The sequence below is a fragment of the Pseudomonas sp. A39 genome (assembly GCF_058145955.1).
In genome coordinates this window covers 15,360-41,807 of the sequence record NZ_JBYVMD010000018.1, presented here as the reverse complement: position 1 = coordinate 41,807, position 26,448 = coordinate 15,360, and the positions used below count along the sequence as shown (strand labels likewise).

At 61.3% G+C, this 26,448-nt stretch carries 25 protein-coding genes; 8 read left to right on the top strand and 17 right to left on the bottom strand.

Annotation, left to right across the window (positions count from 1 at the left end; translation table 11 throughout):
* Positions 1-28: 28 nt before the first annotated feature.
* The 11 genes from AC3ZU9_RS15700 to AC3ZU9_RS15650 all read right to left on the bottom strand — a co-directional run bounded on the left by AC3ZU9_RS15700 (position 29) and on the right by AC3ZU9_RS15650 (position 9,651).
* On the bottom strand, positions 29-508 hold the full coding sequence (locus tag AC3ZU9_RS15700) for a DUF2878 domain-containing protein (protein WP_102061550.1): 480 nt from the start codon (positions 506-508) through the stop codon (positions 29-31).
* Positions 501-1,772 (bottom strand): SAM-dependent methyltransferase, encoded by a 1,272-nt coding sequence (locus AC3ZU9_RS15695; RefSeq protein WP_012722117.1) that lies wholly within the window; start codon positions 1,770-1,772, stop codon positions 501-503. Before AC3ZU9_RS15695 ends, AC3ZU9_RS15700 begins: the two co-directional genes overlap by 8 nt.
* On the bottom strand, positions 1,759-2,568 hold the full coding sequence (locus AC3ZU9_RS15690) for a DUF1365 domain-containing protein (RefSeq protein WP_102061551.1): 810 nt from the start codon (positions 2,566-2,568) through the stop codon (positions 1,759-1,761). Before AC3ZU9_RS15690 ends, AC3ZU9_RS15695 begins: the two co-directional genes overlap by 14 nt.
* Entirely contained in the window at positions 2,565-3,812 is a 1,248-nt protein-coding gene (locus AC3ZU9_RS15685; RefSeq protein WP_490090965.1) for an NAD(P)/FAD-dependent oxidoreductase, read from the bottom strand. The genes AC3ZU9_RS15690 and AC3ZU9_RS15685 overlap by 4 nt, the downstream gene beginning before the upstream one ends.
* Complete coding sequence (locus AC3ZU9_RS15680; RefSeq protein WP_012722120.1) at positions 3,809-4,591, bottom strand: SDR family NAD(P)-dependent oxidoreductase; 783 nt, start codon at positions 4,589-4,591, stop codon at positions 3,809-3,811. The genes AC3ZU9_RS15685 and AC3ZU9_RS15680 overlap by 4 nt, the downstream gene beginning before the upstream one ends.
* Positions 4,588-5,010, bottom strand: coding sequence for a nuclear transport factor 2 family protein (locus AC3ZU9_RS15675; RefSeq protein WP_012722121.1), 423 nt, complete (start codon positions 5,008-5,010; stop codon positions 4,588-4,590). The genes AC3ZU9_RS15680 and AC3ZU9_RS15675 overlap by 4 nt, the downstream gene beginning before the upstream one ends.
* Entirely contained in the window at positions 5,003-6,448 is a 1,446-nt protein-coding gene (gene phrB, locus AC3ZU9_RS15670; RefSeq protein ID WP_490090964.1) for a deoxyribodipyrimidine photo-lyase, read from the bottom strand. Before phrB ends, AC3ZU9_RS15675 begins: the two co-directional genes overlap by 8 nt.
* The gene (locus AC3ZU9_RS15665; protein ID WP_490090963.1) at positions 6,449-7,378 is read right to left on the bottom strand and encodes a MerR family transcriptional regulator; all 930 of its coding nucleotides are present in this window, start codon (positions 7,376-7,378) and stop codon (positions 6,449-6,451) included.
* Positions 7,379-7,381: 3 nt separating this feature from the next.
* Positions 7,382-8,341, bottom strand: coding sequence for a YbgA family protein (locus AC3ZU9_RS15660; protein ID WP_012722124.1), 960 nt, complete (start codon positions 8,339-8,341; stop codon positions 7,382-7,384).
* A gap of 111 nt (positions 8,342-8,452) precedes the next feature.
* A complete protein-coding gene (locus AC3ZU9_RS15655) occupies positions 8,453-8,668 on the bottom strand; it encodes a TIGR02450 family Trp-rich protein (protein ID WP_012722125.1) in 216 nt (71 codons plus the stop codon).
* A complete protein-coding gene (locus tag AC3ZU9_RS15650) occupies positions 8,665-9,651 on the bottom strand; it encodes an NAD(P)/FAD-dependent oxidoreductase (RefSeq protein ID WP_012722126.1) in 987 nt (328 codons plus the stop codon). The genes AC3ZU9_RS15655 and AC3ZU9_RS15650 overlap by 4 nt, the downstream gene beginning before the upstream one ends.
* Positions 9,652-9,860: 209 nt before the next feature.
* Here AC3ZU9_RS15650 and AC3ZU9_RS15645 point away from each other — a divergent pair, with 209 nt between their 5' ends.
* Positions 9,861-10,760: a TIGR01777 family oxidoreductase gene (locus AC3ZU9_RS15645; protein WP_102061556.1), complete on the top strand. Its 900-nt coding sequence runs from the start codon at positions 9,861-9,863 to the stop codon at positions 10,758-10,760.
* 14 nt (positions 10,761-10,774) lie between these two features.
* Positions 10,775-11,800 (top strand): ferrochelatase, encoded by a 1,026-nt coding sequence (hemH, locus tag AC3ZU9_RS15640; protein ID WP_012722128.1) that lies wholly within the window; start codon positions 10,775-10,777, stop codon positions 11,798-11,800.
* Positions 11,801-11,859: 59 nt separating this feature from the next.
* On the opposite strand, the gene AC3ZU9_RS15635 is transcribed toward hemH, so the two are convergent.
* Both AC3ZU9_RS15635 and algW read right to left on the bottom strand, forming a co-directional pair.
* Positions 11,860-13,956, bottom strand: coding sequence for a TonB-dependent siderophore receptor (locus tag AC3ZU9_RS15635; RefSeq protein WP_490090962.1), 2,097 nt, complete (start codon positions 13,954-13,956; stop codon positions 11,860-11,862).
* Between the two features lie 112 nt (positions 13,957-14,068).
* Positions 14,069-15,223 carry a Do family serine endopeptidase AlgW gene (gene algW, locus AC3ZU9_RS15630; RefSeq protein ID WP_012722130.1) on the bottom strand — a complete coding sequence of 385 codons (1,155 nt, stop codon included), beginning with the start codon at positions 15,221-15,223 and terminating at the stop codon, positions 14,069-14,071.
* 101 nt (positions 15,224-15,324) lie between these two features.
* Here algW and AC3ZU9_RS15625 point away from each other — a divergent pair, with 101 nt between their 5' ends.
* The 3 genes from AC3ZU9_RS15625 to cysN all read left to right on the top strand — a co-directional run bounded on the left by AC3ZU9_RS15625 (position 15,325) and on the right by cysN (position 19,045).
* Positions 15,325-16,083, top strand: coding sequence for a Nif3-like dinuclear metal center hexameric protein (locus tag AC3ZU9_RS15625; protein ID WP_012722131.1), 759 nt, complete (start codon positions 15,325-15,327; stop codon positions 16,081-16,083).
* A gap of 136 nt (positions 16,084-16,219) precedes the next feature.
* On the top strand, positions 16,220-17,137 hold the full coding sequence (cysD, locus tag AC3ZU9_RS15620; protein ID WP_012722132.1) for a sulfate adenylyltransferase subunit CysD: 918 nt from the start codon (positions 16,220-16,222) through the stop codon (positions 17,135-17,137).
* A 9-nt stretch (positions 17,138-17,146) separates the two neighbouring features.
* A complete protein-coding gene (gene cysN / locus AC3ZU9_RS15615) occupies positions 17,147-19,045 on the top strand; it encodes a sulfate adenylyltransferase subunit CysN (RefSeq protein ID WP_012722133.1) in 1,899 nt (632 codons plus the stop codon).
* A 174-nt stretch (positions 19,046-19,219) separates the two neighbouring features.
* Here the strand turns inward: cysN and yihG are convergent, their stop codons facing one another.
* The 3 genes from yihG to AC3ZU9_RS15600 all read right to left on the bottom strand — a co-directional run bounded on the left by yihG (position 19,220) and on the right by AC3ZU9_RS15600 (position 22,589).
* Positions 19,220-20,119: a 1-acylglycerol-3-phosphate O-acyltransferase, YihG family gene (gene yihG / locus AC3ZU9_RS15610; protein ID WP_093542251.1), complete on the bottom strand. Its 900-nt coding sequence runs from the start codon at positions 20,117-20,119 to the stop codon at positions 19,220-19,222.
* Positions 20,120-22,219 carry a phosphate acetyltransferase gene (pta, locus tag AC3ZU9_RS15605; RefSeq protein ID WP_490090961.1) on the bottom strand — a complete coding sequence of 700 codons (2,100 nt, stop codon included), beginning with the start codon at positions 22,217-22,219 and terminating at the stop codon, positions 20,120-20,122.
* A 79-nt stretch (positions 22,220-22,298) separates the two neighbouring features.
* Positions 22,299-22,589, bottom strand: coding sequence for a DUF3565 domain-containing protein (locus AC3ZU9_RS15600; RefSeq protein ID WP_012722136.1), 291 nt, complete (start codon positions 22,587-22,589; stop codon positions 22,299-22,301).
* Between AC3ZU9_RS15600 and AC3ZU9_RS15595 the strand changes: the two genes are divergently transcribed.
* Positions 22,588-23,073, top strand: coding sequence for an FKBP-type peptidyl-prolyl cis-trans isomerase (locus tag AC3ZU9_RS15595; RefSeq protein ID WP_012722137.1), 486 nt, complete (start codon positions 22,588-22,590; stop codon positions 23,071-23,073). The genes AC3ZU9_RS15600 and AC3ZU9_RS15595 overlap by 2 nt on opposite strands.
* 238 nt (positions 23,074-23,311) lie before the next feature.
* On the opposite strand, the gene rpsT is transcribed toward AC3ZU9_RS15595, so the two are convergent.
* Entirely contained in the window at positions 23,312-23,590 is a 279-nt protein-coding gene (rpsT, locus tag AC3ZU9_RS15590) for a 30S ribosomal protein S20 (protein WP_490090960.1), read from the bottom strand.
* Positions 23,591-23,843: 253 nt separating this feature from the next.
* Between rpsT and murJ the strand changes: the two genes are divergently transcribed.
* Positions 23,844-25,382 (top strand): murein biosynthesis integral membrane protein MurJ, encoded by a 1,539-nt coding sequence (murJ, locus tag AC3ZU9_RS15585; RefSeq protein WP_102061561.1) that lies wholly within the window; start codon positions 23,844-23,846, stop codon positions 25,380-25,382.
* 119 nt (positions 25,383-25,501) lie between these two features.
* A complete protein-coding gene (ribF, locus tag AC3ZU9_RS15580; RefSeq protein WP_010213269.1) occupies positions 25,502-26,440 on the top strand; it encodes a bifunctional riboflavin kinase/FAD synthetase in 939 nt (312 codons plus the stop codon).
* Positions 26,441-26,448 lie beyond the last annotated feature (8 nt).

Below are 26,448 nucleotides of genomic sequence, written 5' to 3'. Positions count from 1 at the left end.
GGCCCACGTGTGAAGCGACTGACGGACGTCAGCGCGCCAACCGGTGCAGCCCCACGAATACCGCGGCCCACAGCAGCGCCAGCACGGCCATCGTGGGCGCGAGGCCGAAACCAAACTGCACCCCCGCCAACTGGCTGCCGGCATAGTAAGAGAGCGGGCCGCCCAAGGCGCCCAATACCGCCGCACGCCACCAGGGGCGGGCGCTCCAGGCCAGGCAATGGCGCAGCGTGGTCGCCAGCAACGCCCACAGCAGGATCAACCAGAAAGGAATCAGCGGGCCCGGCTCGGTGAATTGAAACACCCCCAGCGTGCGCAATGCGGTATCCAGTAGCGTGCCCAAGACCGTAACGCTGAGGATCAGCCTGCCGTCTTCAGCCCACGAACTTATCCACAGCAGATGAACCGCCAGCACGGCCAGTCCTACCAGTAACCACCGGCTGTCACCGCCGAGCACGCAGGCAAACCAGCCGCACTGGAAGAGTGCGGCATTGGCCAGCGTCTTAAGCACTGAAACGCCCGAGCAGCGGCGGGTTGATCGCCGATGGCTTGGCCAGCAGCAATTGCGCCGTGCCGATCGTGCGCTCCATAAAGCCGCCTTCGCAGTAGCACAGGTAAAACTCCCACAGACGCAGGAAGTATTCGTCGTAGCCTAATTCTGTGAGGCGGCCGTGGGCGCGGCGAAAATTCTCATGCCACAAGCGCAAGGTGCGCGCGTAATGCAGGCCGAAATCCTCCATGTGCAACAGGTTCATATCGGTATCGCGGCTGACGATGTGCAGCATGTTCTGCACGCAGGGCAGGGCGCCGCCGGGAAAGATATAGCGCTGGATAAAATCCACACTGCGCTTGGCCTGTTCAAAGCGCTGCTCACGAATGGTGATGGCTTGCAGCAACATCAGCCCGTCATTCTTGAGCAAGTGCGCGCATTGCTTGAAGTAGGTTGGCAGGAAGCGATGCCCCACTGCCTCGATCATCTCGATGGACACCAGCTTGTCGTACTGGCCGGTCAGGTCGCGGTAATCCTTCAGCAGCAGCGTGACCTGGCTTTGCAGCCCCAGGGCCGCGATGCGTTGCTCGGTGTAGGCGAACTGTTCCTTGGACAGGGTCGTGGTGGTGACCTTGCAGCCGTAATGTTGCGCCGCGTACAGCGCCATGCTGCCCCAGCCGGTGCCGATTTCGAGTAAATGATCGGTGGGCTTGAGCGCGAGCTTTTGGCAGATGCGTTCCAGTTTGTTCAGTTGCGCCTGCTCCAGGGTGTCCTCAGCAGTTAGAAACTGCGCCGCCGAGTACATCATGGTGGGGTCGAGAAACTCTTCGAACAGGTCATTACCCAGGTCGTAGTGGGCGGCGATGTTTTTCTGCGAGCCCTTGCGCGTGTTGCGGTTGAGCCAGTGCAAGCCCTGGGTGAACGGCCGAGCCAGGCGCGCGAGGCCACCTTCCATCGCGTCGAGCACGTCCAGGTTGCTGACCATCACGCGCACCACGGCGGTCAGGTCCGGACTGGTCCAATAACCGTGGATAAATGCTTCACCGGCACCGATGGAGCCGTTGGCCGCCACCAGGCCCCACACGGCTGAATCGAGCACTTGGATCTCTCCCAGCAAGTGCGCTTCCCGTGCGCCGAATACTTGCCGCTCGCCATCCTCGATCACCACCAACTGGCCATGGCGCAATTGGCTGAGTTGGCGCAGCACGCCTTTGCGCAATAGCGCAGTGGTCATGCCATTGACGTTCAGGCGATTGCCCTTGACCGATAAGCTAGGGGATTTCATGGCGGCGATCCTTGGTATACCCGACTGCGGTGCGTGAGGCGCCATCGGCGGCCTGATGGGAAAAAATCGGTGTACGTTTGAGTAACAGGCGCGTGGCTTGCCAATAGATGGCCAGGCAGGTCTTGGCGGTCATCCACGGAAAGCGCCACAGGTAGCGGTGCAGGCTGGCGCGGTTGAGCGTTTCTTTTTGCAGGCTCAAGGTCGCGTCGAAGACCTTTTGCGTGCCCTGCCAATCGGCCATGTGCACGCCGAGTTTGGCGGCGGGTGGGCTGAAGCTCATGCGGTATTCCAGGTCGCGCGGCAAGAACGGCGACACATGGAAGGCCTTGGCCACGGCGAAATGCTGATGCTCATCCGCACTCAAGGCCTGGGCCGGCAGCACATAGTGATAGCGCTCGCGCCACGGGGTGTTGGTCACTTCACACAGGATCGCGGCCAGACGTCCGTCGGCCTCGAAGCAGTAGAAGAAACTCACGGGGTTAAAAGCCAGGCCCCAACTGCGAGCCTGGGTCAGTAGGCAGATAACGCCCTGGGGTGTACGCCCCAGTGCCTTGCCGACTTCCTGGCGCACGGCATCGCTCAAGCTCATGCCGGTGCGCGTGAATTCACGCAGGTAGTCCTGCTGGCGAAAACCGAAGGGCGCCAAACGGCTGCGCCCCGCCAGAGGTGAAAGCTCGAGCACTTGCTGCTCTTCGCTCAGGTCCAGGTACAGCAGGCCGATGCGGTAGCGAAAGGCATGGGCCTTGGGCGTAAACCGGCGATGGGCTATCCAGCCACTGTACAGGGCGCTGTTCACAGGGTTTCCCCAAAGGCTTCGGCCACGCGCAAGGCGCTGACCAAGCCGTCTTCGTGGAAACCGTTGGCCCAGTAGGCGCCACAGTAGAAGGTGTTACGCACGCCAGACACGTCCTCCCAACGACCTTGGGCCGCCACCGCTGCCAGGCTGTATTGCGGGTGGGCGTAGGTGTAGCGGGCCAGGACCTTAAGCGGGTTGATCATCGACGTCTGGTTCAGGCTCACGCAAAAGGTGGTGGCGCTGTCGATGCCTTGCAGGATGTTCATGTCGTAAGTCACCGCCGCCTGCGTGTGCGTGTTGCCGGTCAGGCGATAGTTCCAGCTGGCCCAGGCCAGCTTGCGGTCGGGCAGCAGGCGGGTATCGGTGTGCAGCACCACGTCGTTGTCGGCGTAGGGCATTGCGCCGAGGATCTCACGTTCGGCCTGGCTGGGGTCCGCGAGCAAGGCCAATGCTTGGTCGCTGTGGCAGGCGAAGACCACACGGTCAAAGGTTTCGCTGCCGGCAGGGCTGTGGATAATCACGCCGTCGTCCGTACGCTCAACTTGATGCACGGGGCAATTGAGGCGGATGTGTTCGCGAAAGCGGCGGGTCAGCGGTTCGATGTAGCGGCTTGAGCCACCTTCGATCACGCACCACTGTGGGCGATTACTCACCGAGAGCAAGCCGTGGTTCTTGAAGAAGCGCACAAAGAACTGCAAGGGGAACCCGAGCATGTCGGCCAATGACATCGACCAGATCGCCGCGCCCATCGGCACGATGTAGTGGCGGATAAACCGCTCGCCGTAATGCCCGGCCGTGAGGTAATCGCCCAGGGTCATCTCGGCGCTGATGCGTTGTTCCTGCAGGTCCAGCGGTGCCTGGCGGTTGAAACGCAGGATATCGCGCAACATGCCCCAGAACCCCGGCGACAAGATATTGCGACGCTGGGCAAACAAGCTGTTGAGGTTATTGCCGTTGTACTCGAACCGGGTGTTCTCGTCGCACACCGAAAAGCTCATTTCGGTGGGTTTGAACGTTACCCCGATTTGCCCCAGCAGGCGCATGAAGTTGGGGTAGGTCCAGTCGTTGAACACGATGAAACCGGTGTCTACCGCATAGCTTTTACCCTCGACGGTCACGTTGACCGTGTGGGTATGCCCGCCGATGCGGTCGCCCGCTTCGAACACCGTGATGTCATGACGGCGACTGAGCAGGTAGGCACTGGTGAGGCCGGCGATGCCGCTACCGATGATGGCGATCTTCACAGGTCGTCCTTTTTCGGCGGTGGGCTGCGCAACATGCGTTTGCCGATGATCAGTTGTGCGCGGTTCGGCAGTTTCGACAGCGGCCAGAGGGTGGCGATAAACAGGGCGGGAAAGGCAATTTCCAGCGGACGTTTATCCAGCTTGGCGAAGATATGCCGTGCGGCTTTGTCCGCCGACCAACTGAGCGGCATCGGGAAATCATTGCGTTCGGTCAGTGGCGTGTCGACGAAGCCTGGGCTGATCACGGTCACGTCGATATTTTCTGGCGACAGGCTGATGCGCAAGGATTCGAACAGGTAACGCAAGCCGGCCTTCGAGGCGCCATAGGCTTCGGCGCGCGGCATTGGCAGGTAGGTCACGGCGCTGGCGACGCCCACCAGGTGCGGCGTTGATCCTGCGCGCAACAGCGGCAGGGCGGCTTCGATGCAATAGCTGCTGGCCAACAGGTTGGTGCGCACCACGTGCTCGATGATTGATGAGTCAAACTGCCGTGCGTCCACATATTCACAGGTGCCGGCATTCAGGATCACGGTGTCCAGCGCGCCCCAGGCCCTGCCGATCTGTTCACCGATCTCGCGCACGGTCTGGCTGTCGGTCAGGTCGCCCGCCACCACCAGTACTTGGCCGGGATAGCGTTGCGCGAGCGCCTCCAAAGGCCCTTTCGTGCGCGAGCTCAGCGCCACATGGGCGCCGCTGTTGAGCAGTTCCACGGCCAGCGAGGCACCGATGCCACTGCTGGCACCTGTCAGCCAGTAACGACGGGGGGGTACTGCGCTCATCCCACTCTCCTTTTCAGCCAACCGACGACTCTGCCCAGCACGGGTAAGTGCTCGTACAGCAGAGCGCCAGCATCGAAATAATCACGGTGGCGGTACACCTTGTCTCGCCACATCAGGTGCGAGCAGCCTTCCACCCGGATGACCTTGCCGTTGGCCAGGCGCGGGTGGCAAAAACTCATCTTCCAGCGCAGGTAACCTTCACCTTCGGCCACTTGGTCGAAACCGTGGAAGTCGAAACGCAACTGGCTGACATTCCCGTACAGCTCCGCGAAGTAGCGGTGCAGGGCAGGCAGGCCATGCACTTCGTGCAAGGGGTCGGTGAAGGCGATGTCTTGGCTGTACAGGCTGTCCAGCAGGTGCAGGTTGTGTTTATCCAGCGTGGCAAAGGCCTGGGCGAAGCGGCGCAGGAAGTCACTCATATTCGCCCCCTGCGGCCTGGCGCGAGGGCAGGCTGCGGAAGGCGGCCAAGGCACGTTCGCGGGATTTTTTCAGGTCGACAATCGAGCGCGGGTAGTCCGCCACGCCGAACAAACCACCGGCGGCTTCGGGGTTGTGTACGTCCTTTTTGTTCAGCGCGGCCAGTTCCGGCAGCCAGTGCTTGATGAACACGCCGTCACTGTCGAACTTTTCCGATTGGCTCAACGGGCTGAAAATCCGGAAGTACGGCGCCGAGTCGGTGCCGGTGGACGAACTCCACTGCCAGCCACCGTTATTGGCCGCCAGGTCGCCGTCGATCAGGTGGCGCATAAAGAAGCGCTCGCCCTCGCGCCAGTCGATCAGCAGGTTCTTGGTCAGGAACATCGCCACCACCATGCGCAGGCGGTTGTGCATCCAGCCGGTTTCCAGCAGTTGGCGCATGGCGGCGTCGATAATCGGCAGGCCGGTGCGCGCCTCCTGCCAGGCCGCGAGGTCTTTGGGCGCATCGCGCCAGGCCACGGCTTCGGTTTCGGGGCGGAACGCGCGGTGGCGCGAGACCCGTGGGTAGCCCACCAGAATGTGCTTGTAGAACTCTCGCCAGAGCAATTCGTTGATCCAGGTAATGGCGCCCATGTCGCCGCTTTCGAACTCGCCGCCGTTGGTTTGCAGCGCGGCGTGCAGGCACTGGCGCGGCGAAACCACACCCGCCGCGAGGTACGCCGAGAGCTGGCTGGTGCCGGGCTTGGCGGGGAAGTCGCGCTCGTCCTTGTAGTAGCTGATTTGCTGGTCGGCAAAGGCATCGAGACGCCGACGTGCTTCGTCCTCTCCCGCCGGCCACAAGGCTCGCAGCGCTTGGCTGGGGGGCTCGAAACCTTCGACGGTTGTCGGTACCGGATCGCTTTTCAGCGTGAGCGCGGCCTGAGCCTTTGGCGCTGCGACGATGCGTGGCAGGGCGCTGTGCAAGCGGGTGTAGCAGACCTTGCGAAACTGGCTGAACACCTGGAAATAAGTACCGGTCTTGGTCAGCACGCTGCCGGGCTGGAAGAACAGTTGGTCCAGGTAGCTGTGGAAGCTGACACCTTGCGCTTCCAATGCCTTGGACACGGCCGCATCGCGACGGCTTTCGTGGATGCCGTATTCCTCGTTGACGTGCACCGACTCAACCGACAGTTCCTGGCACAGTTGGCTCAGTACGCGGGGCGCCTGGTCCCAGGTGGCTGCGGTGCGGATCAGCAGGGGAATGTTCAGCTCGCCCAGGGTGGCGCTCAGCGCGTGCAGGTTGCGCAGCCAGAAATCTACTTTGCACGGCGCATCGTCGTGGGCCAGCCACTGCTCGGGCGTGATCAGGTAAACAGCCGCGATCGGGCCCCGCTGGCTCGCGGCGGCCAGGGCGGTGTTGTCGTGTAGGCGCAGGTCGGTGCGCAGCCAGATCAGATGCATTTAAACAAGTCCACGCTGGATCAGTAGCTGGTGGGCCGCCAATGGCTCTTCGGCGACGAGCAACTCAGGGATGTCATGGGTTAATACGGCCATCTCGGCCTGGTGGATGCATACCGTTGGTCCGACGATCAACTTTGGGCAACTGATGCCGCTCAGAAGTTTTGCGAATGCCGACAAATGGAGCGCCTTGCTTGAATACAGCAGCACGGCGCGCGGTTGCAGATGTTCCACCGACAGAGCCAGTTCACCCGGGGGCAGCGGCCAGTCGAAGACTTCTACCGGGCAGTCGGCACTGCTCGCCAGCCAGGCGCTCAGCCACAGATGCGGCTCCAGCGGCAGGTCAGATTGATTCACCAGCAGCAATGGCGCGCCGTGCAACTGGCGGTTGTTGTGGTAGATACGCGCACCGAACTTGCTGCGCAGCCAGGACAGGAAGAACACCCGCTCCATCTGCGCGCCGAATTGACCCTGCCAACGCTGTTCCAGCTCTTGCAGCAGTGGCATCAGCAGTTGCTCGCACAAGGTGCGTGGCGGGTACAGCGCCATGGCCTGGTTGAACGCGTCGTCGACGCGGCGTTCGGCCAATTCGCTGATGGCGTGCACCAGTGTCTGGCGCAGGGTGTGCCATTCGTTTTCCACCGTATCGGGGACGGTCAGGGCCGAGTCGATCAGGCCTTTGACCTGGCTGACCGGTACGCCGCGATTGAGCCAGGTGAGAATGGTGTGGATACGTTGGACATGCTCGGCGCTGAACAACCGATGGCCCTTGGGCGTGCGCTGCGGCACGATCAGGCCGTAGCGGCGTTCCCAGGCGCGCAGTGTCACGGCGTTGACGCCGGTCTGGCGCGCCACTTCGCGGATCGGCAGCCAGCCGTCTTGGAGGGCTTGGGCGATGTCTTCGCCGGGTTCGTCTAGCAGGGCAGCTTTCATGGTCTAGATCGCATTTCGCAGGCTGAGGTTTTCCGGATGCGGTTGCAGGTACGCCTGCTGCGCGATGTAGCGATCCGGGTGTTGGCGAAAGTGGTGTTTGAGCAGGGTCAACGGCACCACCAATGGCACGATGCCGTGACGGTATTGGCCGATGACGGTTTGCATTTCCTGCTTGTCGTCGGCGCTGATGGCCTGCTTGAGATAGCCGCTGATGTGTTGAAGCACGTTGGTGTGGGTGCCACGGGTGGCGCACTTGGTCAGGCCGGTCATCAGGTCGCTGAAATAACAACTGGCCAATTCATCGAGGTTGGCGCCCTTGGTCATGCTGCCCAGCAGGTGGCCGAGGCTTTTGTAATGCGCGGGGCTGTGGGCCATCAACAAGTATTTGTAGCGCGAATGAAAGGCCAGCAGGCGGTGGCGGGTCAGGCCTTCGGCGAGCAATTGCTGCCAACTGGCGTACACGAACACGCGGGTCAGGAAGTTTTCACGCAGCACGGGGTCATTCAGCCGGCCATCTTCTTCCACCGGCAGGTTGGGGTGGCGTGCACAAAAGGCCTGGGCGTAGATACCGCGTCCGCCGCCGTCGACCGGGGTGCCGTTTTCGCGGTACACCTTGACCCGCTCCAGGCCACAGGACGGCGACTTCTGCATAAAAATGTAACCGCACAGGTCAGTGTGTTCCGCGGCCATCTGCTGGCCGTAATCATCCAAAGGCTGGGTGACGTTCAGCTCGCGGTTCACGGTGCCGACGGCTTGCGGGTGGGCGGGGTCGCCCACCAAGCGGATAGGTTCACGCGGGATGCCCAGGCCAATGGCGACTTCGGGGCACAACGGCACGAAGTCGAAATAGTCGGCGAGGGTCTGGCTGCACAGCAGGGATTGTTTATGGCCACCGTTGAAACGCACGTTCTCGCCCAGCAGGCAGGCGCTGACGCCGATCTTCGGTTTGGTGGTGCTGGACATAAACCCATCCTCTGCAAGATTCCTGTACAAGATTTAAATCTTGTACAACTAAATCTCATCATAGGTTCGATGCTGTACAAGTCAAATTATTTGTACAAGTTTATGCGCGGGCTATTTCCAGCCGATTTTCCACGCGTCGACATCTTGCAGGGTTTGCCAGGGCAGGCGTTCGCTGCGGAGGGTCATGACGGCTTGCAGTTCGATTTCCAGCACGGTGCCTTCATCGTCGCGAAACAGCTCTGTGACCAGAAAGTGTTTTTCTTTGTTTCGGGGGCGCGCTGCTGTCCACTTCGACAGCAGCAATTTTGCGGGATTGATACGGTTCATTGCAGGTGTTCGATCAAGCGTCGCGCGGCTTCCTGGCCGCTGAGCCATGCACCTTCCACGCGGCCCGACAGGCACCAGTCGCCACACACATACAGGCCCAGGTCGGCATCGGCCAGCACGCCGAACTCGTGGCTGCTTGACGGTCGCGCATAGAGCCAGCGGTGCGCCAGGCTGAACGACGGCGCGGGCATGGCGCTGTGCAGCAGTTCGGCGAAGGCGCCGTGCAGGTGCTCGATCACCGCCTCCTTGGACAGGTCCAGATGGGCCTTGCTCCATGCGCTGGTGGCATGCAGCACCCAGGTATCGAGGGCGGTGTCGCGCCCCGGTTTGCTGCGATTGCGCGCGAGCCAGTCGAGGGGGCTGTCTTGTACAAAGCAGCCCTCCATGGGCGTATCCAGTGGTTTATCGAACGCCAAGGCGATGGCCCAGGTCGGGTCCATCTTCACGCCGGCGGCGGCACTCGCCAGCTTGGGCGCGGCAGCCAGCAGGGCAGTGGCCTGGGGCGCCGGGGTGGCGATGATGACGTGGCTGAAGGGACCATGGTTTTCGCTGTCTGCATCCAGCAGGTTCCAGTGTTGTTTGCCCTGGAACACTTCGGTGATGCGGCACCCGAACTCCACCGGCAGGTCATCGAGCAGGGCCCGGGTGATCGCGCTCATGCGCGGCGTGCCGACCCAGCGGATTTGTTCATCGGGGGAGGGTGTGAGCTGGCCGGATTTGAAGTTATACAGCTGGGGCTTCCATTGCTCGGCCCAGCCATTGCTTTGCCAACGCTGCACTTCGTTGACGAAGCGCCGGTCGCGGGCGGTGAAGTATTGCGCGCCCATGTCCAGGGAGCCGGCATCGCTGCGCTTGCTGGACATGCGGCCACCGCTGCCGCGGCTTTTATCGAAGAGTTGTACAACGTGCCCCGCGTCTCGTAACGCTCGGGCGGCGGAGAGACCGGCGATGCCGGTGCCGATGATCGCGATGGGAACAGTCATGGGAGGCCTCGTTTTACCGTTGGGTACAGACTACGCCGACACCAATAGCTGTACAATATTGTTTTTTGGTATAAGTTTTGGCTTACCTGTTCTTACGGCGTGACCTATGGTTAAAGCAGAGGCTTAATCCAACGTCATGCCCGTTCAAATGATCCCTGCTTATAAAATAGACCAGTGGTGGGCGGCGAACGTTACATGAGGAAGATCCCATGCACATTTTGCTGACCGGCGGTACTGGCCTGATCGGCCGTCAACTCTGCAAGCACTGGCTTGCCCACGGCCATCGCTTGACGGTGTGGAGTCGTCATCCGGACCAGGTCGCCAAACTGTGCGGCGAGCAGGTGTCGGGTGTTGCCAGCCTGCAAGAGGTTATCGGCCCGGTCGACGCGGTCATTAATCTTGCGGGCGCGCCGATCGCCGACCGCCCTTGGACCCATAAACGCAAGGCGCTGTTGTGGAGCAGCCGTATCAGCCTCACGGAAACCTTGCTGGCTTGGCTTGAAACCCTCGCGCAAAAACCCGCGGTGTTGATCTCCGGTTCGGCGGTGGGCTGGTACGGCGACGGCGGCGAGCGCGAGTTGACCGAAGCCAGCGGCCCGGTACAGGACGATTTCCCCAGCCAGCTGTGCATCGCCTGGGAAGAAACCGCCCAGCGCGCCGAAGCCCTGGGGATCCGCGTAGTGCTGGTGCGTACCGGCTTGGTGCTGGCGGCCGAGGGCGGCTTTTTGTCGCGGCTGTTGCTGCCGTTCAAACTGGGGCTGGGTGGGCCGATCGGCAAGGGTCGGCAGTGGATGCCGTGGGTGCATATCAAGGATCAAATCGGCCTGATTGATTTTCTTCTGCACAAGCCTGACGCCAGCGGTCCTTATAATGCCTGCGCGCCACACCCGGTGCGCAATCGCGAGTTTGCGAAAACCCTGGGCCAGGTGCTGCACCGTCCGGCGTTCATGCCGATGCCGGCCTTTGCGTTGAGGGTAGGCCTGGGCGAGTTGTCCGGCCTGTTGCTGGGTGGGCAGAAGGCGGTGCCCGAACGGTTGCTGGCCGCCGGTTTCACTTTCCAGTTCACTGAGTTGCGTGCGGCCCTGGACGAATTGTCCAGCCGCCTCTAGAGATAGGATGTTGCATGACGGATCACGCGTTGTTACTGGTCAACCTGGGCTCACCGGCGTCCACTTCGGTGGCCGATGTGCGCAGCTACCTCAATCAGTTCCTGATGGACCCTTATGTGATCGACCTGCCGTGGCCGGTGCGGCGCTTGCTGGTGTCGCTGATCTTGATCAAGCGCCCCGAGCAGTCGGCGCACGCCTACGCCTCCATCTGGTGGGACGAGGGCTCGCCGTTGGTGGTGCTCAGTCGGCGCCTGCAGCAGCAGATGACCGCGCAGTGGACCCAAGGCCCGGTGGAATTGGCGATGCGCTACGGCGAGCCGTCGATTGAAAGCGTGCTGACCCGCCTCGCCACCCAGGGCATCCGTAACGTCACCTTGGCGCCGCTGTACCCGCAATTTGCCGACAGCACTGTGACCACGGTGATCGAAGAAGCCAAGCGCGTGGTGCGCGACAAAAAGCTCGATGTGCAGTTCTCGATCCTGCAGCCGTTCTACGATCAACCGGAGTATCTCGACGCACTGGTCGCGAGCGCGCGGCCTTATGTTGAGCAGGATTACGACCACCTGCTGCTGAGTTTCCACGGCTTGCCTGAGCGCCACCTGACCAAGCTCGACCCTACCGGCCAGCATTGCTTCAAGGATGCCGACTGTTGCAAGAACGCGTCCGCCGAGGTGCTCAAGACGTGCTATCGCGCGCAGTGTTTCAGCGTCGCTCGCGACTTCGCCGAGCGCATGGGGCTGCCGGAAGGTAAATGGTCAGTGGCCTTCCAATCGCGGCTGGGCCGCGCCAAGTGGATCGAACCCTACACCGAAGCGCGCCTGGAGGCCTTGGCCCAGCAAGGCGTGAAAAAGCTGCTGGTGATGTGCCCGGCGTTTGTCGCCGATTGCATCGAGACGCTGGAGGAGATTGGCGATCGCGGGCTGGAGCAGTTCCGCGAAGCGGGAGGCGAGGAGCTGGTGTTGGTGCCGTGCCTGAATGATGACCCGCAGTGGGCGAAGGCGCTCAATACGCTGTGCGAACGTGCACCGACGGCGCTGTAACCGAACCACGTGAAGATCGAAGTGTGGGAGGGGCTTGCCCCTCCCACCTGTTGGTTGCGTTACAGGCTTAGGGTCAGGCTGACCGTGAGGTTGCGCGGTTCACCAGGGTTGATCCAGTAATTGCTGTAGGACCGCTCGTAGTACTTTTCATCAAACAGGTTGTTGAGGTTCAGGCCCACGGTGACATTCTGCGTGGCCTTGTAATGGGCCAGCAGATCGACCGTGTGGTAAGCCGGCAGCTCGAAACGCGTGCCGGCCTCGCCGGAGCGATCCCCCACGTAAGTGAACGCCGCGCCCAGGTCTGAGCCGCGCAACACACCATCCTGGAATTCATACACGCCCAGCAGACTGCCACTGCGCTTGGCCACGCCGAGAATCCGGCTGCCGGCGGGAATGGCTTTATCGCCCTTGGTCACTTCGGCGTCGATGTACGCAAACGCGCCGATCACGCGCACGGCCTCCGTCACTTGCCCTGTCAGTTGCAGGTCGAAGCCTTGGCTGCGTGCCTTGCCCATGGCGCGGCTGGTGTTGGTGGCCGGGTCCAGCGCGAGCACGTTTTCCTTTTCGATATGGAACGCGGCGAGGGTGGCGCTGAGGCGGTCGTCGAACAGCTCGCTTTTGATCCCCACTTCATAACCCACGCCTTCTTCCGGTTTGAAGGTTTTGCCGTTGGCGTCCAGACCGCTGTTGGGTTTGAACGAGGTGGAGGCGTTGGCGAACACCCCGACTTGTGGGGTGAGCTGGTAAAGCAGACCGGCACGTTGGGTCAGCGCGTCGTGGGTTTGCCGGCTCTTGGCGTGGTTGCGCGCGAAGTCATCGGTGCTTTGCTCGAAATGCTCAAAGCGCGCGCCGACCATGCCGCGCAGGCGGTCGGTGAAAATGATCTGGTCTTGCAGGTTCAGCGCCTGGCTTTTGGTCTGCTCGAAGAAGTCGGTGCCGGAGCGTGTGCCGTTGGGTTTGGGCTGGCCGTAGACGGGGTTGTAGAGGTCGATGGGGTAGCGGCTGCCGCCGATAGCCGTGACACGTTCTTTCTTGCGGTAGTCCTCGTATTCGGTGCCGATCAGCAGCTCATGCTGCCAACTGCCGATGTCGAACAGGCCGCGCAGTTCCAACTGGGTAATGCTGTCGTGCCAGCCCATGGAGCGTTCACGGTAGCGCCGGTCGAGGGTGTGACCGTCGGCATTCAGCGCACGGTTTTCCGAGGCGTCGCCCCACAGGCTGCCTTGTTTGTAGTGGCTGGCGAGGCGCAGTTTCCAGGCGTCGTTGAGGTGATGTTCGAGGGTGGCCTGGATACGGTTGTTGTGGTTGTCGATGTCACCGTCGTTCGGCTCGCCAAGGAAAGTTGAGCGCGAGACGCCCGGGGCGTCGACAACGCCGCGATCGAAGGTGGAGCTGTGGCGAACGAATTCGCTCTCCACCAGCAGGCGGGTGTCCGGGTCCAACTGCCAACTGAACGAGGGGGCGACGAATACCCGCTTGCTCTGCACGTGGTCGCGGAAGCTGTGGTTGTCTTCCACCGCCAGGTTGACCCGCGACAGCACGTTGCCTTCGCCGTCCAGCGGGGTGTTGACGTCAACGGCAGTGCGATAGCGGTCCCAACTGCCGGCGCTGGTTTGCACGGTGGTGAAGGCTTCCGGTTGGGGCTTCTTGGTGACGATATTCACGGTGCCGCCAGGATCTCCCCGGCCATACAGGCTGGCGGCGGGGCCCTTGAGCACTTCGATGCGTTCGATATTCGCCGCGTCAGGTGTACTCGGGTAGCCACGGTTGGCGCTGAACCCATCCTGGTAGAACTCTGAGGTCGTAAAGCCGCGCACGCTGTATTCGTAGAGGGTGAGGCCGCCGAAGTTGTTTTGTTTGGACACGCCACCGGCAAATTCCAGGGCGCGTTCCACATTGGTGCTGCCCAGGTCCTTGAGCACCGTGGCAGGAATCACACTGATGGACTGTGGGATATCGCGCAGGGCGGTGTCGGTTTTTGTCGCGCTGGCGGAACGGGTCGCGCGGTAGCCTTTGACCGGACCCGTGGCGGACTCATAGGCGTCGGTGGTGACGCTGATGGTGTCGAGTTCCACGGTGTTTTCTTCGGCGAAGGCGGGATCGAGCAGCAAGCCCAAGGCCAGGCCAGCCAAGGGGGCGATTCTTCGAGACGGCATGATAGAGCGTTCCAATAGCGATATTGAAACAATATAACATGACCAATGAGAATGAATTGCTTTGAAATATAAACTTACAGGTACCCGCGAACGGGTACCTGTATCAGGCCGCTTATTCCTCTTCCTTGACCGGAGCCGGCGGTGGGCGAAGGCCGATTTCCGCCAGCAGCTTGATCTCTTTACCGTTGCGCATCACCTGGATCGCCACCTTGTCGGTTGGCTTGATCCGCGCCACCTGGTTCATCGACTTGCGGCCATCGCCGGCCGGTTCGCCATTGATGCTGAGGATCACATCCCCCAGCTGCAGGCCGGCTTTCTGCGCCGGGCCGTCGCGGAAGATCCCGGCGACCACGATGCCGGGGCGTCCGGTCAAGCCGAAGGACTCGGCAAGTTCCTTGGTCAACGGCTGCACTTCAATCCCCAGCCAGCCACGAATCACCTGGCCGTGCTCGATGATCGACTTCATCACTTCCATCGCGAGCTTCACCGGGATCGCAAACCCGATGCCTTGGGAGCCGCCGGACTTGGAGAAAATCGCCGTGTTGATACCGGTCAGGTTGCCATTGGCATCCACCAGCGCGCCGCCGGAGTTGCCCGGGTTGATCGCCGCGTCGGTCTGGATGAAGTCTTCGTAGCTGTTGAGGCCCAACTGGTTACGCCCGGTGGCGCTGATGATCCCCATGGTCACGGTCTGGCCCACCCCGAACGGGTTGCCGATAGCCAGTGCCACATCGCCCACCCGCAAGCCATCGGAACGGCCGAGGGTGATGGACGGCAGGTTTTTCAAATCGATCTTCAAGACGGCGAGGTCGGTTTCCGGGTCGCTGCCCACCACACGGGCCAGGGTTTCGCGACCGTCACGCAGCGCCACCACAATCTGGTCGGCGCCGGTGGTCACATGGTTATTGGTGAGGATGTAGCCTTCGGGGCTCATGATCACCCCGGAACCCAGGCTGGACTCCATGCGCCGCTGCTTGGGCCCGTTATCACCGAAGTACCGGCGGAACTGCGGGTCTTCAAACAGGGGATGGGCCGGTTTGTTGATGACCTTGGTGGTATACAGGTTCACCACGGCGGGTGCGGCGATCACTACCGCGTCCGCGTACGTCACCGGGCCTTGCACCACCGCGCTGGTCTGCGGTGCCTGTTGCAGGTTCACATCAAGGCTGGGTAGACCCACCAGCTCCGGGAAACGCTGAATAATCAGCATCGCGATCAGCACGCCAGCCAACAATGGCCATCCAAAAAAACGCAGCGCCTTGAGCATCAAGTAAGTCCTGACAGGTTGCAGGGGGCGGGAGAGCGCCCATAATGTCGCGCATTATACGAGGCTGCGACGCCTGCGAACGGGATATTTAGGAGTCTTTTATGGCCGTCCCCCTTACCACCCTCGTCGAGGAAGCAGACCGCTACCTCGGCAGTGCAAAAATTGCCGATTATTGCCCCAATGGCTTGCAAGTCGAAGGGCGCCCGCAAGTGATGCGCATCGTCAGCGGCGTGACCGCCAGCCAAGCCCTGCTGGACGCGGCCGTCGAGGCCCAGGCCGACCTGATCCTGGTGCACCACGGTTATTTCTGGAAGGGCGAAAACCCCTGCATTACCGGCATGAAGCAGCGCCGCCTGAAGACGCTGCTCAAGCACGACATCAGCCTGTTGGCCTACCACCTGCCGCTGGACCTGCACCCCGACGTCGGCAACAACGTGCAACTCGCTCGCCAGCTGGACATCACCGTCGAAGGCCCGCTGGACCCGAGCAATCCTAAAATCGTCGGCCTGGTCGGCTCCCTTGCCGAGCCGCTGTCGCCCCGCGACTTCGCCCGCCGCGTGCAGGACGTCATGGGGCGCGAGCCGCTGCTGATTGAAGGCAGCGAGATGATCCGTCGCGTCGGTTGGTGCACCGGCGGTGGCCAGGGCTACATCGACGATGCGATTGCGGCCGGTGTCGACCTGTTCCTCAGCGGCGAGGCTTCCGAGCAAACCTTCCACAGCGCCCGCGAAAACGACATCAGCTTCATCGCCGCCGGCCACCACGCCACCGAGCGTTACGGCGTGCAGGCGCTGGGCGATTACCTGGCGCGGCGCTTTGCCCTTGAGCACCTGTTCATCGATTGCCCCAACCCGATTTGAGGGCCAAACCTGGGGGCATATTCATATACCGTTTCGATCTAGCTGGCGCCCTGAATAGAAGCAGGTGCTGTGCTAGCATGCCCCGCTCGAACACGGCCCGCTGGCCGTCCATAAGATCGTTTTTCCGTGAGTAACCATGGTCGACAAACTGACGCATCTGAAACAGCTGGAGGCGGAAAGCATCCACATCATCCGCGAGGTCGCCGCCGAGTTCGATAACCCGGTGATGCTCTACTCGATCGGTAAAGACTCCGCCGTGATGCTGCACCTGGCGCGCAAAGCCTTTTTCCCGGGCAAATTGCCGTTCCCAGTGATGCACGTCGACACCCGCTGGAAATTCCAGGAGATGTACACGTTCCGCGACAAAATGGTCGAAGAGCTGGGCCTGGACCTGATTACCCACGTCAACCCGGACGGCGTGGCGCAGGGCATTAACCCGTTCACCCACGGCAGCGCCAAGCACACCGACATCATGAAGACCGAAGGCCTTAAGCAGGCCCTGGACAAACATGGTTTCGACGCAGCCTTTGGCGGTGCCCGTCGCGATGAAGAGAAATCCCGCGCCAAAGAGCGCGTGTACTCGTTCCGCGACAGCAAGCACCGCTGGGACCCGAAAAACCAGCGCCCCGAGCTGTGGAACGTCTACAACGGCAACGTCAACAAGGGTGAGTCCATCCGCGTGTTCCCGCTGTCCAACTGGACCGAGCTGGACATCTGGCAGTACATCTACCTGGAAGGCATCCCGATCGTACCGCTGTACTTCGCCGCCGAACGCGACGTGATCGAGAAGAACGGTACGTTGATCATGATCGACGACGACCGCATCCTCGAGCACCTGTCCGACGAAGACAAAGCCCGTATCGTCAAAAAGAAAGTCCGTTTCCGTACCCTTGGCTGCTACCCGTTGACGGGCGCGGTGGAGTCCGAAGCCGAGACGCTGACGGACATCATTCAGGAAATGCTCCTGACGCGAACTTCCGAGCGCCAGGGCCGTGTCATCGACCACGATGGCGCCGGCTCAATGGAAGATAAAAAACGTCAAGGCTATTTCTAAGGGGCTGTCATGTCGCATCAATCTGATTTGATCAGCGAGGACATCCTCGCCTATCTGGGCCAGCACGAGCGCAAGGAAATGTTGCGCTTCCTGACCTGTGGCAACGTCGACGACGGCAAGAGCACCCTGATCGGGCGCCTGCTGCACGACTCCAAGATGATCTACGAAGATCACCTGGAAGCCATCACCCGCGATTCGAAAAAATCCGGTACCACCGGTGATGATATCGACCTGGCCTTGCTGGTCGACGGGCTTCAGGCCGAGCGTGAGCAAGGCATCACCATTGATGTCGCCTACCGCTACTTCTCCACCGCGAAGCGCAAATTCATCATCGCCGACACCCCCGGCCATGAGCAGTACACCCGCAACATGGCCACCGGTGCTTCCACCTGTGACCTGGCGATCATCCTGATCGACGCCCGCTACGGCGTGCAGACCCAGACCCGTCGCCACAGCTTTATCGCCTCGTTGCTGGGCATCAAACACATCGTGGTGGCCGTCAACAAGATGGACATCAATGGCTTCGACCAAAGCGTATTCGAGCAGATCAAGGCCGATTACCTGAAGTTCGCCGACGGTATCGCCTTCAAGCCGAGCACCCTGGCGTTCGTGCCGATGTCGGCGCTCAAGGGCGACAACGTGGTGAACAAGAGCGAGCGTTCGCCCTGGTACACCGGGCAGTCGCTGATGGAGATCCTGGAAACCGTCGAGATCGCCAACGACCGCAACTACACCGATCTGCGTTTCCCTGTGCAGTACGTCAACCGTCCGAACCTGAACTTCCGTGGTTTTGCCGGCACCCTGGCCAGCGGCATCGTGCATAAGGGCGACGAAGTCGTGGTGCTGCCGTCGGGCAAGAGCAGCCGCGTCAAATCCATCGTCACCTTTGAAGGTGAGTTGGAGCACGCAGGCCCCGGCCAGGCCGTGACCCTGACCATGGAAGACGAGATCGACATCTCCCGTGGCGACCTGCTGGTGCATGCCGACAATGTGCCGCAAGTGACCGACGCCTTCGACGCCATGCTGGTGTGGATGGCCGAAGAACCGATGCTGCCGGGCAAGAAATACGACATCAAACGCGCCACCAGCTACGTGCCGGGTTCCATCACCAGCATCGTGCACCGTGTGGATGTGAACACCCTGGCCGAAGGTCCGGCGAGTTCGCTGCAGTTGAACGAGATCGGCCGGGTCAAGGTCAGCCTCGACGCGGCCATCGCCCTGGACGGCTATGACAGTAACCGCACCACGGGCGCGTTCATTGTCATCGACCGTCTGACTAATGGCACTGTGGCTGCGGGCATGATCATCGCGCCGCCGGTCACTCACGGCAGCTCGGCGCAGCACGGCAAGTTGGCCCACGTGGCCACCGAAGAGCGCGCCCTGCGCTTCGGTCAGCAACCGGCCACCGTGTTGTTCAGCGGCCTGTCCGGCGCGGGCAAGAGCACCTTGGCCTACGCGGTCGAGCGTAAGCTGTTCGACATGGGCCGCGCGGTGTTCGTGCTGGATGGCCAGAACCTGCGTCATGACCTGAACAAGGGCTTGCCGCAGGACCGTGCCGGGCGTACCGAGAACTGGCGTCGTGCCGCTCACGTGGCGCGCCAGTTCAACGAAGCGGGCCTGCTGACCCTGGCTGCGTTTGTGGCACCGGATGCCGAAGGTCGTGAACAGGCCAAGGCGCTGATCGGCGGCGACCGTCTGCTGACGGTCTACGTGCAAGCATCGCCGCTGGTGTGCGCCGAGCGTGACCCGCAAGGCTTGTACGCCGCTGGTGGGGATAACATCCCTGGCGAATCCTTCCCGTACGACGTGCCGTTGAATGCCGACCTGGTGATCGACACCCAGGCCCTGTCGTTGGAAGAGAGTGTCAAGCAAGTGCTGGAGCTGTTGCGTCAGCGCGGCGCGATCTAAACCTCGCGGCCACAAAAAAGCCCGCCACCGAGTGATCGGTGGCGGGCTTTTTACATGCTGGAGATCGGGCTCGGTCAAGTGTGGGAGGGGGCTTGCTCCCGATAGCGGTGTATCAGTAACAGCTGTACTGGCTGACACGCCGCCATCGGGAGCAAGCCCCCTCCCACAGGGTGATCATCGTTTGCCTGGGAATTCTGTGTGCAGTTTCTCCAGCAAGTGATCCTTGTCTTCCCATAGCTTGTTGATCCACCCCTGGAACGCCAACCGATACTCCCCATCCTGCTCATAATTCTTGCCGATAAACTCGGCCGGAATCTGCACCTCTTCGAACTGCACCACCACGTCCTTCACATTGCCACACAGCAAATCCCAATACCCTGGGCGCCCGGCCGGGTAGTGGATGGTCACGTTCACCAGTGACTTCAATTGCTCACCCATGGCATCCAGCACAAACGCGATACCGCCAGCCTTAGGCTTGAGCAGGTAGCGAAACGGCGAATTCTGCTGGGCGTGTTTGCCCGGTGTAAACCGGGTGCCTTCAGCAAAGTTGAAGATACCCACAGGGTTGTCGCGAAACTTCGCACAGGTCTTGCGGGTAGTTTCCAGGTCTTTGCCTTTCTTCTCCGGGTGCTTTTCCAGGTAAGCCTTGGTGTAGCGCTTCATAAAAGGGAAGCCCAGCGCCCACCACGCCAGGCCAATCACCGGCACCCAGATCAGCTCCTGCTTGAGGAAAAACTTCAACGGGCGAATCCGGCGGTTCAGCACGTATTGCAGCACCATGATGTCGACCCAGCTCTGGTGGTTGCTGGTCACCAGGTACGAGTGCTGATAGTCCAGTCCTTCAAGCCCGGTCAGGTGCCAGCGGGTGCGGCGTACCAGGTTCATCCAGCCCTTGTTGTTGGTCACCCACGCCTCATGGGTGTGGTTCATCAGCCATTCGCTGAAGCGCTTGGCGAACGGCAGCGCCTTGAACAGCGCCACGATAAACAGGAACGAACAGAGCAGGATCGTATTCAGCGCCAGCAACAGCGAAGCAATCACCCCGCGCACGGCGGCAGGTAGAAAATCCAGCATTTAGATATCCATAGGTCGGTTGGCGGCTTGGATCGCAGTCAGTGCGATGGTGTACACGATGTCATCCACCTGGGCGCCACGCGGCAGGTCGTTGACCGGTTTGCGTAGGCCCTGGAGCATTGGCCCCAGGCTCACGCAATCGGCGCTGCGCTGCACGGCCTTGTGGGTGGTGTTGCCAGTGTTCAGGTCGGGGAACACAAACACCGTGGCCTTGCCCGCCACCAGGCTGTTGGGCGCCAGTTGCCGGGCGACCGTCTCGTTGGCGGCGGCGTCGTATTGCAGCGGGCCGTCGATCAGCAGCGAGCTTTGTTGTTCGTGGGCGAGCAGGGTGGCTTCACGGACTTTTTCCACTTCCTCACCGCTGGCCGAATCGCCGCTGGAGTAGCTGATCATTGCCACGCGCGGAGTGATGCCGAACGCGGCCGCCGAGTCGGCGCTTTGCAGGGCGATTTCCGCCAGTTCGGCGGCGCTCGGGTGTGGGTTCATCACGCAATCGCCGTACACCAGCACCTGCTCGGGGAACAGCATGAAGAACACCGACGATACCAGCGTGCAGCCGGGAGCGGTCTTGATCAACTGCAGGGCAGGGCGGATGGTGTTGGCGGTGGAGTGAATGACGCCGGAGACCAGGCCATCCACTTCGTCCAGTGCGAGCATCATGGTGGCGATCACCACGGTGTCTTCCAATTGCTGCTCGGCCATCGGCGCGTTGAGGCTCTTGCTCTTGCGCAAGGCGACCATCGGCTCGACGTAACGCTGGCGAATCAGGTCCGGGTCGAGGATCTCCAGGCCTTCGGGCAGTTCGATACCCTGGGCGCGGGCGACCGCTTCCACGTCCGCAGGCTTGGCCAGCAGCACGCAACGGGCAATTCCTCGCGCCTGGCAGATGGCGGCGGCTTGCACGGTCAGCGGCTCGCTGCCTTCGGGCAATACGATACGTTTGTTGGCCGCCTGGGCGCGTTGGATCAGCTGGTAGCGGAACACCGCGGGTGACAGGCGCATTTCCCGTGGCGTGCCGCAGCGTTGGTGCAGCCAGCGGGCATCGAGGTGGCTGGCGACGAAGTCAGTGATGATCTCCGCGCGCTCGCGGTCATCAATCGGGATTTCTTTGTTGAGGCTGTTGAGCTGGTTAGCGGTGTCGTAGGAGCCGGTGCTCACCGACAGCACCGGCAGCCCGGCCTGGAACGCGCCGCGACACAGATCCATGATGCGCGGGTCGGGCAGGGTGTCGCTGGTCAGTAGCAAGCCGGCCAGGGGCACGCCGTTGATCGCGGCCAGGCTGACGGCGAGGATGATGTCGTCGCGGTCGCCGGGCGTCACCACCAGCACGCCAGGCTTGAGCAACTCCACGGTATTACGCATGGTGCGGGCGCAGATGATGATTTTGGTCATGCGCCGGGTTTCGTAGTCGCCGGCGTTGAGAATCTGGGCGCCCATCAGGTCAGCCACATCGCGGGTGCGCGGTGCATTGAGTTCCGGCTGGTAGGGAATGCAGCCGAGCAAGCGGAAGTCGCCGCTGCGCAACAGCGGCGAATGCTCTTTGAGGCGTGCCGAGAAGGCTTTCATGCTTTCTTCGGTGCGCACCTTGTTAAGAATCACACCGAGTACTTTCGGGTCCTTTGGGCCGCCGAACAGTTGTGCCTGCAATTCCACGCGGCCGGACAGTTCGGTGAGCACTTCGTTTTCCGGGGCGGACACCAGGATCACTTCCGCATCCAGGCTCTTGGCCAGGTGCAGGTTGACCCGCGCCGCATAGCTGGCGTTGCGCGTGGGCACCATGCCTTCGACGATTAGCACGTCCTTGCCCACCGCGGCTTGCTGGTACAGCGTGATGATTTCTTCGAGCAGTTCGTCGAGTTGGCCGTCGCCGAGCATGCGCTCTACGTGAGCCAGGCCCAGGGGCTGAGGCGGCTTGAGGCCGTGGGTGCGCGCCACCAGTTCGGTGGAACGCTCAGGGCCGGTATCGCCGGGATGCGGCTGGGCAATCGGCTTGAAGAAACCGACTTTCAGCCCGGCCCGTTCAAGGGTGCGCACCAGCCCAAGGCTGATGGAGGTCAGACCCACACCAAAATCGGTGGGCGCGATAAAAAAAGTTTGCATGCGAATTCTCTGAAGGTGCATGGCTTCGGTGAGGTTCTATGTTTGAACATCTACCGGGAATCAGGCGCCAAGGTTATCGTTATTCGCGCGCTTGCGCACACCAGCCGCAGGCAAAGGGCTGGCCTATTTTTTCAAGGCGTTGCACGGGGTCGAGCACCCAGGCGCGTGCCTGCCAGGGTGGCTGGTGGCGTAGATGCTGGGTGTGGCCGCAGGACAGCTCGGCGACCCAGTGCTGGTCGGCGTCCTGGCGGAATCCGAGGATGAAGGAGGCCGTTGATCGGTCCCGTCCGTCCGGGTTCTGTTCGCTTTCGGGCAAATCCTTGTTTAGACTTGTCCGTTCTTCATTCTTATGCAAAAGGTCTCGCCCCATGACGATCGCCGCTAACAAGGCTGTCTCCATCGACTATACCCTGACCAACGACGCTGGTGAGGTCATCGACAGCTCCGCCGGCGGCGCGCCGCTGGTCTACCTGCAAGGCGCAGGTAACATCATCCCAGGCCTGGAGAAGGCGCTGGAAGGCAAACAAGTGGGTGATGAGCTGACTGTGGCCGTAGAACCTGAAGATGCCTATGGCGAGTACTCGGCCGAACTGGTCAGCACCCTGAGCCGCAGCATGTTTGAAGGCGTTGACGAGCTGGAAGTCGGCATGCAGTTCCACGCCTCCGCGCCGGACGGCCAAATGCAGATCGTCACCATCCGCGACCTGGACGGCGATGACGTGACCGTTGACGGCAACCACCCGCTGGCTGGCCAGCGCCTGAACTTCCAAGTGAAGATCGTTGCCATCCGCGACGCTTCCCAGGAAGAAGTGGCTCACGGCCACGTGCACGGCGAAGGCGGTCATCACCATTGATCGCGGTTTGATCAATAGGTAACAAAAACGCCCCGACTGGTTCGGGGCGTTTTTTTTGCGCTTGAAAAAATGTGGGAGGGGGCTTGCCCCCGATTGCAGTGTGTCAGTCAGTACATCCTTTACTGACCCACCGTCATCGGGGGCAAGCCCCCTCCCACAACAAAAATGCCCCGGACCTTTCGGTACGGGGCATTTCTTAACTGTTGCACAACCTGGGCTGCGCGGCAGTTGTTACCACTTAGGCTGCAGCAGGAACGCTCAGAGCCTTGATGTGGCCATTCAGGCGGCTCTTATGGCGAGCGGCCTTGTTCTTGTGGATGATGCCTTTATCGGCCATACGGTCGATAACCGGCACTGCCAGAACGTAAGCAGCTTGGGCTTTTTCAGCGTCTTTGGCGTCGATGGCTTTAACTACATTCTTGATGTAGGTACGAACCATGGAACGCAGGCTGGCGTTGTGGCTGCGACGCTTCTCAGCCTGTTTTGCACGTTTTTTGGCGGAAGGTGTGTTGGCCACCGTCGAGCTCCTCGAAAGACTTTTTAGGAAATAGCAAACAAAATAGGCCGCGAATCATGCCGATGACTTGATGGGTTGTCAAGAGCGGCTGATGCGAACTGCTGAGTGGTCGATCTGAAGAGGCGGGTGATTTATTTCCGGCGCTTGACCTGTAAACTCGCGAGCTTTGGCTCTGTGCTGTTGCAGGCGCGCAGTATCGCATAAGTAGGCGCTTAGTTCGCCTGCTCTTTATCTATAGGCGCAAACTCTTTCAATGAATCTGCTCAAATCGTTGGCTGCCGTCAGCTCTATCACGATGATCTCCCGGGTTTTGGGGTTTGTGCGTGACACCCTGCTGGCGCGCATTTTTGGCGCCAGCATGGCCACGGATGCCTTCTTTATTGCATTTAAATTGCCCAACCTGCTGCGGCGGATCTTCGCCGAAGGCGCGTTTTCCCAGGCATTCGTGCCGATCCTGGCCGAATACAAGACCCAGCAGGGCGAGGAGGCGACCCGCACGTTTATTGCCTACGTCTCGGGCCTGCTGACCCTGGTGCTGATGCTGGTGACCGTCCTCGGCATGCTCGCCGCGCCCTGGGTGATCTGGGCCACGGCCCCCGGTTTTGCCAATACGCCGGAAAAATTCGCACTGACCACTGATCTGTTGCGCGTGACCTTTCCTTATATATTGCTGATCTCCTTGTCATCCCTGGCCGGGGCGATCCTCAATACCTGGAACCGTTTCTCGGTGCCGGCGTTTGTGCCGACGCTGCTGAACGTCAGCATGATCATCTTCGCGCTGTTCCTTACGCCGTATTTCGATCCGCCGGTAATGGCGCTGGGCTGGGCCGTACTGGCTGGCGGCCTGGCGCAATTGCTCTACCAACTGCCACATCTAAAAAAGATCGGCATGCTTGTACTGCCGCGCCTGAATCTCAAGGACACCGGCGTGTGGCGTGTCATGCGCAATATGCTGCCGGCGATCCTCGGCGTGTCGGTCAGCCAGATTTCGCTGATCATTAACACGGCGTTCGCTTCGCTGCTGGTGTCAGGCTCGGTGTCATGGATGTACTACGCCGACCGCCTGATGGAGTTGCCGTCCGGCGTGCTTGGCGTGGCACTGGGCACGATCCTGCTGCCGACCCTGGCGCGCACCTATGCCAGCAAAGACCGTCAGGAATACTCACGCATCCTCGATTGGGGCCTGCGCCTATGTTTTGTACTGGTGCTGCCGTGTGCGCTGGCGCTTGGGATCCTGGCCGAGCCGTTGACCGTGTCGCTGTTCCAATACGGCCAATTCGATGCCCATGACGCCTTGATGACGCAGCACGCGCTGGTCGCTTATTCCGTCGGTCTGCTCGGCATTATCGTGATCAAAGTGCTGGCCCCCGGCTTCTATGCCCAGCAAAACATCCGTACGCCGGTCAAAATCGCGATTTTCACGCTGATCGTCACGCAACTGCTCAACCTGGTGTTTATCGGTCCTTTGGCCCACGCCGGCCTGGCCCTGGCCATCAGTGCCGGTGCGTGCATCAACGCCGGGCTGTTGTTCTACCAACTGCGCAAACAGCACATGTTCCAGCCTCAGCCAGGCTGGGGGATGTTCACCCTCAAGCTGTTGGTGGCGGTGGGCGCGATGTCGGCAGTGTTGCTTGGCCTGATGCATTTCATGCCCGCCTGGGACGAAGGCCATATGCTGGAGCGCTTCCTGCGCCTTGGCGTGCTGGTAGTCGCCGGTGTGGTGGTGTACTTCGGGATGTTGCTGCTGCAAGGCTTCCGCCTGCGCGATTTTAATCGCAAGTCACTGAGCTAGAGAGTTTGCCGCGATAAAACCGTTGTTTTATCGATTCGATCCATTTGGCCTGTGCTGTTGCCTGTCGTCCGAGGCCGGGTGTGGTTATAATCGACCACTTTATGAGCAAGAAGCGCGTTATGCAGCTGGTTCGAGGTCTCCACAACCTGCGCCCCGAGCATCGGGGCTGCGTCGCCACTATTGGCAACTTTGACGGTGTTCACCGTGGCCACCAGGCTATCCTGGCCAGGCTGCGCGAGCGTGCGGTCGAGTTGGGCGTGCCCAGCTGCGTGGTGATTTTCGAACCGCAGCCGCGGGAATACTTCACGCCCGAGACAGCGCCGGCCCGGCTCGCACGTCTCAGAGACAAGCTGCAACTGCTGGCTGAAGAGGGTGTAGACCGCGTTCTCTGCCTGGCTTTTAACCAGCGTTTGCAAAGCCTGAGCGCTGCCGAGTTCGTCGACCGCATCCTCGTCGATGGCCTGGGTGTACAGCATTTGGAGGTCGGTGACGACTTCCGCTTTGGTTGCGACCGCGTCGGGGATTTCGATTTCCTGCAGCATGCCGGCGTCAACCAGGGGTTTACCGTCGAAGCCGCGCAAACCGTCGAACTGGACGGCCTGCGCGTGAGCAGTACCCAGGTGCGTAACGCCCTGGCCGCTGCCGACTTCGCCTTGGCCGAGCGGTTGCTCGGCCGCCCGTTCCGCATTGCCGGACGGGTCCTGCACGGCCAGAAGCTGGCGCGCCAATTGGGCACGCCAACCGCCAACGTGCAACTCAAGCGCCGCCGTGTGCCGCTGACCGGGGTTTACCTGGTGAGCGTCGACATCGACGGCCAATCGTGGCCGGGAGTCGCCAATATAGGCGTCAGGCCCACGGTTGCAGGTGATGGCAAGGCCCACCTGGAAGTGCATCTGTTGGATTTTGCCGGTGATCTGTATGACCGGCGTTTGACGGTGGTTTTCCACCAGAAGCTGCGTGAAGAGCAGCGTTTCGCCTCCCTTGAGGCGTTGAAAACGGCGATCAATGCGGATGTCGCCGCCGCCCGTGCACTAGCCGCACCTAGCGCCCATCGCTAACCGAAGAG

Bases quoted from the DNA above. Each gene is read 5' to 3' on its own strand.
- AC3ZU9_RS15665 (WP_490090963.1), bottom strand. From the start codon at position 7,378: ATGAAAGCTGCCCTGCTAGACGAACCCGGCGAAGACATCGCCCAAGCC.
- pta (WP_490090961.1), bottom strand. From the start codon at position 22,219: ATGCAAACTTTTTTTATCGCGCCCACCGATTTTGGTGTGGGTCTGACC.
- cysD (WP_012722132.1), top strand. From the start codon at position 16,220: ATGGTCGACAAACTGACGCATCTGAAACAGCTGGAGGCGGAAAGCATC.
- AC3ZU9_RS15635 (WP_490090962.1), bottom strand. From the start codon at position 13,956: ATGCCGTCTCGAAGAATCGCCCCCTTGGCTGGCCTGGCCTTGGGCTTG.
- AC3ZU9_RS15650 (WP_012722126.1), bottom strand. From the start codon at position 9,651: ATGACTGTTCCCATCGCGATCATCGGCACCGGCATCGCCGGTCTCTCC.
- AC3ZU9_RS15595 (WP_012722137.1), top strand. From the start codon at position 22,588: ATGACGATCGCCGCTAACAAGGCTGTCTCCATCGACTATACCCTGACC.
- cysN (WP_012722133.1), top strand. From the start codon at position 17,147: ATGTCGCATCAATCTGATTTGATCAGCGAGGACATCCTCGCCTATCTG.
- AC3ZU9_RS15645 (WP_102061556.1), top strand. From the start codon at position 9,861: ATGCACATTTTGCTGACCGGCGGTACTGGCCTGATCGGCCGTCAACTC.
- AC3ZU9_RS15600 (WP_012722136.1), bottom strand. From the start codon at position 22,589: ATGGGGCGAGACCTTTTGCATAAGAATGAAGAACGGACAAGTCTAAAC.
- algW (WP_012722130.1), bottom strand. From the start codon at position 15,223: ATGCTCAAGGCGCTGCGTTTTTTTGGATGGCCATTGTTGGCTGGCGTG.
- yihG (WP_093542251.1), bottom strand. From the start codon at position 20,119: ATGCTGGATTTTCTACCTGCCGCCGTGCGCGGGGTGATTGCTTCGCTG.
- AC3ZU9_RS15655 (WP_012722125.1), bottom strand. From the start codon at position 8,668: ATGAACCGTATCAATCCCGCAAAATTGCTGCTGTCGAAGTGGACAGCA.
- hemH (WP_012722128.1), top strand. From the start codon at position 10,775: ATGACGGATCACGCGTTGTTACTGGTCAACCTGGGCTCACCGGCGTCC.
- phrB (WP_490090964.1), bottom strand. From the start codon at position 6,448: ATGCATCTGATCTGGCTGCGCACCGACCTGCGCCTACACGACAACACC.
- AC3ZU9_RS15695 (WP_012722117.1), bottom strand. From the start codon at position 1,772: ATGAAATCCCCTAGCTTATCGGTCAAGGGCAATCGCCTGAACGTCAAT.
- ribF (WP_010213269.1), top strand. From the start codon at position 25,502: ATGCAGCTGGTTCGAGGTCTCCACAACCTGCGCCCCGAGCATCGGGGC.
- AC3ZU9_RS15660 (WP_012722124.1), bottom strand. From the start codon at position 8,341: ATGTCCAGCACCACCAAACCGAAGATCGGCGTCAGCGCCTGCCTGCTG.
- AC3ZU9_RS15680 (WP_012722120.1), bottom strand. From the start codon at position 4,591: ATGAGCGCAGTACCCCCCCGTCGTTACTGGCTGACAGGTGCCAGCAGT.
- AC3ZU9_RS15625 (WP_012722131.1), top strand. From the start codon at position 15,325: ATGGCCGTCCCCCTTACCACCCTCGTCGAGGAAGCAGACCGCTACCTC.
- murJ (WP_102061561.1), top strand. From the start codon at position 23,844: ATGAATCTGCTCAAATCGTTGGCTGCCGTCAGCTCTATCACGATGATC.
- AC3ZU9_RS15675 (WP_012722121.1), bottom strand. From the start codon at position 5,010: ATGAGTGACTTCCTGCGCCGCTTCGCCCAGGCCTTTGCCACGCTGGAT.